Consider the following 5,795-nt stretch of genomic DNA (forward strand, 5'->3'; position numbering starts at 1 on the left):
TACGAGGTCTTGCGCCCGGCGCACCGAGAGCACGCACCAGACGCCGCGGGGCCGCCCTCCGGGCGACGACGGGACTTTGACGACAGACCCTAGGCCACAGCTACAGCGCCGCCCGCACGGCCGCCGCCAGGACCTGCGGGGCCTCCGCCAGCGAGGGCCCGTACCAGGTCAGGTGGCGGCCGCTGACGAGTGCGGCGGGCAGGCCCGGGAAGGCCTCGGGGCCGTCGTCGGCGGTGAAGCGGTACGGCTCGTCGGGGAGCACCGCCAGATCGCAGCCGCTCCCCGCCAGCTCGGCGAGCGGCACCTTCGGGTACCGCTCGGGGTGCCCTGCGTAGACGTTGCGCACCCCGAGCCGGGCGAGCAGGTCACCGGCGAAGGTGTCCCTGCCCAGCACCATCCAGGGACGCCGCCACACCGGCACGAAGGCGGTGAGGGAGCCGAGGGGCTCCACGGCGGCCCACGCCTCCTCGGCCCGGTCCAGCCAGGCGGGCCGCTTCAGCCCCAGCGCCCCCACCAGGACCCGGTCCAGCTCGCGCAGCGCCTGCGGCAGGTCCCGGATCTCGGTGACCAGCACCTCCACCCCGGCGGCGCGCAGCGCGGCCAGGTCGGGGGCCCGGTTCTCCTCCTCGTTGGCGATCACCAGGTCGGGGCGCAGCCGTGCGATCGCCCGTACGTCGGGGTTCTTCGTCCCCCCGATCCGCGCCGCGCCGCCCAGGTCCGCCGGGTGCGTGCACCAGTCCGTGACGCCGACGAGCCGGCCGGGCGCGGACACCGCCACCGCCTCGGTCAGGGAGGGGACGAGCGAGACGACGCGCACCGGCTCAGTGCTCCGGGGAGGGCGGCTCGGACGTGGCGTGGATGTGGTCGCCGACCGCGACGACGAGGAGCCTGGTGTCCTCGGTCGTGGCCCGCCAGCGGTGCCGCACCCCGCCGGAGAGGAACAGCGCGTCCCCCTCCTCCAGCCGGTAGGCCCGGCCCTCGGCCTCCACCTGGCAGGCGCCGGAGACCACGTACATCAGCTCGTCGTTGCGGTGCTGGTACTCGCGGCCGGCGTCCTGGTCCCCGGTGAACTCCAGCGCGTGCAGCTGGTGGTGGCCGCGTACGAGGGGACGTACGCCGTTGACGGGCGCGAGCCCGGAGTCGTCGCCGGCCCGCACCAGGTCCACCGTGCGGGCCGTGTCGGAGGCGGCGAGCAGGTCGACCGCCGTGGTCTCCAGGGCGTCCGCGACCCGCTCCAGCGATCTCATGCTGGGGCGGGCGCGCTCGTTCTCTATCTGGCTCAGGAAGGGCACGGACAGCCCGCTGCGCGCCGATACGGCGGCCAGCGTGAGGTGGAGTGCGCGCCGCCGCTTGCGCACGGCGACGCCCACCCGCAGCGGCTGCTCCTTGGCGTCCTTCTCCTTGTCGTGCATGTTCACGTCATGGGTGTCCGGCGTGCCCGCCCGGGCGAAGCCGTACTCCATGCCGTCCGTGGCGTCCGCGATGTTTCCGTCTTCCTTACCGTTCATGTCGGGGCTGCCCTCCCCTACCCGTCGTGGCACATCGGTGTGCTGTAAGCACCTTACGCAGCAACCGCCCCCGGATTCGCGTGCAAGGGACCACCGGGCCGTTCCCCGGCTGATTCCCGTACCCCGGCGGTCACCCTCCGTGGCCGTGGCCGGCCCGCCACAGCACACGGTCGCCGTCGAGGATCACGGCGTCCCCGCCCGGGCGGACCAGCAGCCGGGCGCCGGGGTGGCCGGCGGTGCCGCTGCTCCAGACCGCCGCGCCGTCGGCGGTGCGCACGGTGAGCTCGCCGTCGCGGGAGAAGACGGCCTGGCTGCCCTTGCCCGCGGTGCCGGCGCTCCAGCGGTGGGCGCCGGCCGGGGCGAGGAGCAGCAGGTCCCCGTCGGTGGCCAGGGTCAGCCGGGCGGCGCCGGCGTCGAGGACGTCGCCCGGGCGCAGGACGGTGCCGGGGTGGACCTCCACGGAGACGTCGAGCCTGCCCTCGGCCAGGGCCCGCAGGGTGGGCAGGGAGGGGGTGAAGGCGTAGAGGGCGCCCTCGGTGCGGATGAACCGGCCGAAGCGGAGGGTGGTGGCGCGGCTGCCGCCCTCGGACTCGTGCTCGAAGGTGACCGGGGAGCCGGGGCCCAGGACGGGGTCGGCGCCGGTGCGGGGGTTGCGGCCGGGCGGGAAGTCGGCCTCGTTGATCCACTGCTTGGCGACGAACTCGAACTGCTGGACGAGGTCGGCCTGGTAGCCGATGAAGACCAGCCCGCGCGGGGTTCCGTCGCCGCTCCGGCCGGTCTCCTGGTCCGGGTCGTAGGGGGGCCCGTACGGGATGCCGCGCCGGATGATGCGGCGGTTGTCCAGGGCGGCGGGGTCCAGCGGGGGGCGGCCCGGGACGGGGACGAGGCCGTCGCGCGGGTTGCCCTTGCGGATGTGCGCGAACAGCGGGGTGTGCCAGCCCTGCGGGTCGTCCCGGTAGGAGAGGACGGCGTCCGGGTCGGTGCCGACGGGGCAGGGCTGCTCGGCGAGCGGGCAGCCCGCGACGGGGGCGCCGCCGGGCCAGCGGCCCACCAGGCGGGCCGCCAGCCAGGTCTCGGTCGCGTCGGCGGGCGCGGCCCCGGCCCGCTGGAGGTCGGCCAGCCGCTCGCGGGCCTGCGCCCACCAGCCGGGTACGTCCTGCGCGAGCCGGCGGACCACCTGGAAGGAGCCACCGGTGGCCCAGGCGGGCAGCCCGGCGGGCCGCTGACCGGCCCTCTCCTGTCCCACGAGGAACTCCCCGGCCGGGACCAGCCGCGCGCCGGGCTTCCCCAGGACGGTGGTCCCGGTGGCCGGGTCGGGGGCGTGGAAGCCGAGGACGCCGGGCTGGCTGATGCCGTCGGTGAACCCGAAGTGCTCGTGCCCGCGCAGGGCGCCGGGCAGGGTGGCGCCGTCCTGGCGGAAGACGAGCACGCCCTGGACGGGGCCCAGGGCCCGCTGGTGGCGGTCGACGGCGGCGGCGAGCTTCTCGGGGTCGTCCGCCGAGAGGTTGAGGACGGCGTGCACGGCCCGGTGCGGGCTCTCGGCGCCGAACAGCCAGGAGTCGGGTGCGCTGTCGCCGGTGTCCCCGAGCGCCTCGGCCCGCTGGGCGGGGCCCTGTGCGAAGGCCTCGGCGGTGCTGCCGGGCGGCAGGGCGGGAAAGGGGTCGCGCCCGGCGAGGAAGCGCAGCCCGGCGTGGGTGAGGGAGAGTCCGGTCCACTGGGCGGAGAGGGCGGCCGGGTCGGTGCCGCCCGCCTTGACGCGGGCGGCGCTGAAGGCGGCGTTGAACTTGGCCATCTCCTCGGTGACGGAGATCTCCGGCAGCAGCCGGCCCAGCCAGCAGCGGGCCAGGACCGGCTCGCGGAAGCGCAGCAGCAGGAGGCAGGCGTGGTCCTTGCGGGATCCGGCCAGGATGTCGCCCTGGCTGTTGCGGTCGGAGCGCAGGGGCAGCGCGGCGGTGCCATCGGCGGCCGCCGGCAGTGGGGCCCGGGACCCGGTCGCCGCCCCGGCGGTGTGCGGGCAGACGGCGAGCGCGGCGGCGGCCGCCGCCCCGGCCCTGATGACGGTCCTGCGGGCGGGGGCGGCGGGCTGGGCGGCGGCGGCATCCATCGGGGCTCCTGGGTGTGGCTCGCGCGGGAACCGGGCGGGGCCGAGCGCCCGTCCGGTGATCAACACCCTCCGCGAGGGAGCACGCCCGCGCGCGCCGGAGGAACTGTTCGAGTGACTGATCGGCCACCAAGGGTGACGGGCTACGGCCGGGCGGCGTTACGGCATCATCGCCTCCATGACGACGACACGACGCCTGATGCTCCTGGACACCGCGTCCCTCTACTTCCGCGCCTACTTCGGCGTGCCGGACTCCGTGAAGGCCCCGGACGGCACCCCGGTCAACGCGGTGCGCGGGCTCCTGGACTTCATCGGGCGGCTGGTGCAGGACCACCGGCCGGACGATCTGGTGGCCTGCATGGACGCCGACTGGCGGCCGCACTGGCGGGTGGCGCTGATCCCGTCGTACAAGGCGCACCGGGTCGCGCAGGAGGCCGAGGCCGGCCCGGACGTGGAGGAGATCCCGGACACCCTCGCCCCGCAGGTGCCGATCATCGAGGCGGCACTGGACGCGTTCGGCATCGCCCGGGTGGGGGTCGCCGGGTACGAGGCGGACGACGTGATCGGCACCCTGACCACCCGTGCCACGGGCCCGGTGGACATCGTCACCGGCGACCGGGACCTCTACCAGCTGGTCGACGACGCCCGGGCGCGCCGCGTCCTGTACCCGCTCAAGGGCGTGGGCACCCTCCAGGTCACCGACGAGTCCTGGCTGCGCGAGAAGTACGGGGTGGACGGCCCCGGGTACGCGGACCTGGCGCTGCTGCGCGGGGACCCGAGCGACGGCCTGCCGGGCGTTCCGGGCATCGGCGAGAAGACCGCGGCCAAGCTGCTGGACGCGTACGGGGACCTGGCCGGGATCATCGCGGCGGTCGAGGACCCGAAGTCGAAGCTGACCCCCACCCAGCGCAAGCGGCTGGACGAATCGCGCCCGTACCTGGCGGTCGCGCCGAAGGTCGTCAAGGTGGCCTCGGACGTCCCCCTGCCCGCCTTCGACCCGGCCCTCCCCCGGGTTCCCGCTCGACCCGAGATGGTTGACGCCCTCGCCCATCGGTGGGGTCTGGGAGGAGCGATGTCACGCCTGAGCAGCGCGCTGCGCCCATGAGGTGCTAACTTAGGTAATCCTAAGCTTCGTAAGCGTCAGGGGAGACACCGTGGCAGAAGGACGCGCCCGTACCGTCGGCACCGCAGTCGTCGTACGCACCGAACGGCTGACGCCGCACATGGTCCGCATCGTGCTGGGCGGAGACGGGCTGGCCGGGTTCGGCGCGGGCGCGTACACCGACCACTACGTCAAGCTCCTCTTCGAGCCGGAGGGCGTGCGGTACGCGGAGCCCTGGGACCTGGACGCGATCCGTGCGACGCACCACCGTGAGGCCTGGCCCCGCCAGCGTGCGTACACGGTCCGCGCCTGGGACCCGGCGCGCCGCGAGCTGACCCTGGACTTCGTGGTCCACGGCGACGAGGGCCTCGCGGGCCCGTGGGCGGCCCGCGTCCAGCCCGGCGAACCGGTCCACTTCCTCGGCCCCGGCGGCTGCTACGCCCCGGACCCGGAGGCCGACTGGCACCTCCTCGTCGGCGACGAGAGCGCGCTGCCGGCGATCGCGGCGACGATGGAGCGGATGCCGCCGGGGGCTCGGGTGCACGCGTTCGTCGAGGTCGACGGCCCGGCGGACGAGCAGCCCATCGCCACCCCGGACGGCATCACCCCGGTCTGGCTCCACCGGGGCGACCGCCCGGTGGGCGCGGCCCTGCTGGAGGCCGTCACCACGCTGGACTTCCCCTCGACGGACGTCCACGCCTTCGTCCACGGCGAGGCGGGCTTCGTGAAGGAACTCCGCCGCCACCTGCGGCTGGACCGGGGCATCCCCCGCGAGCGGCTCTCCATCTCGGGCTACTGGCGCCACGGCGAGACGGACGAGGGCTGGCGGGCCATCAAGCGCGACTGGAACGCCACGGTGGAAGCGGAACAGGACGTCCCCGCCCCGGCCGCCGCGTAACCCCTGCGGGGCCGCTCCCTGGTCCCGCTGCGCGGAGCCCCTCCCCGCCCCGCCCTTTCACCGTTTTCCCGGGGCAAGCCCCGGACCCCGTACGTGCGCTCAAACGCCGCGCGGGCTATCTATGGCCCCGCCGGCGTTTGAGGCGCGGGGGTCTGGGGGCGGAGCCCCCAGGGAACGGGCGAAGGG

General features: G+C 75.3%; 5 protein-coding genes. 2 read left to right on the forward strand and 3 right to left on the reverse strand.

Annotation, left to right across the window (positions count from 1 at the left end):
• Positions 1 to 100: 100 nt before the first annotated feature.
• The 3 genes from AB0F18_RS38155 to AB0F18_RS38165 form a co-directional block, all read right to left on the reverse strand.
• On the reverse strand, positions 101 to 817 hold the full coding sequence (locus AB0F18_RS38155) for a helical backbone metal receptor (RefSeq protein WP_362069831.1): 717 nt from the start codon (positions 815 to 817) through the stop codon (positions 101 to 103).
• Positions 818 to 821: 4 nt separating this feature from the next.
• A complete protein-coding gene (locus tag AB0F18_RS38160) occupies positions 822 to 1,412 on the reverse strand; it encodes an XRE family transcriptional regulator (protein WP_362069843.1) in 591 nt (196 codons plus the stop codon).
• Between the two features lie 226 nt (positions 1,413 to 1,638).
• The gene (locus tag AB0F18_RS38165; RefSeq protein ID WP_362069834.1) at positions 1,639 to 3,612 is read right to left on the reverse strand and encodes a Dyp-type peroxidase; all 1,974 of its coding nucleotides are present in this window, start codon (positions 3,610 to 3,612) and stop codon (positions 1,639 to 1,641) included.
• Between the two features lie 175 nt (positions 3,613 to 3,787).
• On the opposite strand from AB0F18_RS38165, the gene AB0F18_RS38170 reads away from it, so the two are divergent.
• Together AB0F18_RS38170 and AB0F18_RS38175 are read left to right on the forward strand one after the other, a co-directional pair.
• Entirely contained in the window at positions 3,788 to 4,714 is a 927-nt protein-coding gene (locus AB0F18_RS38170) for a 5'-3' exonuclease (protein WP_362069837.1), read from the forward strand.
• A gap of 49 nt (positions 4,715 to 4,763) precedes the next feature.
• Positions 4,764 to 5,609: a siderophore-interacting protein gene (locus AB0F18_RS38175; protein WP_362069840.1), complete on the forward strand. Its 846-nt coding sequence runs from the start codon at positions 4,764 to 4,766 to the stop codon at positions 5,607 to 5,609.
• Positions 5,610 to 5,795 lie beyond the last annotated feature (186 nt).

Source organism: Streptomyces sp. NPDC029216, assembly GCF_040648015.1.
In the GTDB taxonomy this organism is placed as follows: Bacteria; Actinomycetota; Actinomycetes; order Streptomycetales; family Streptomycetaceae; genus Streptomyces.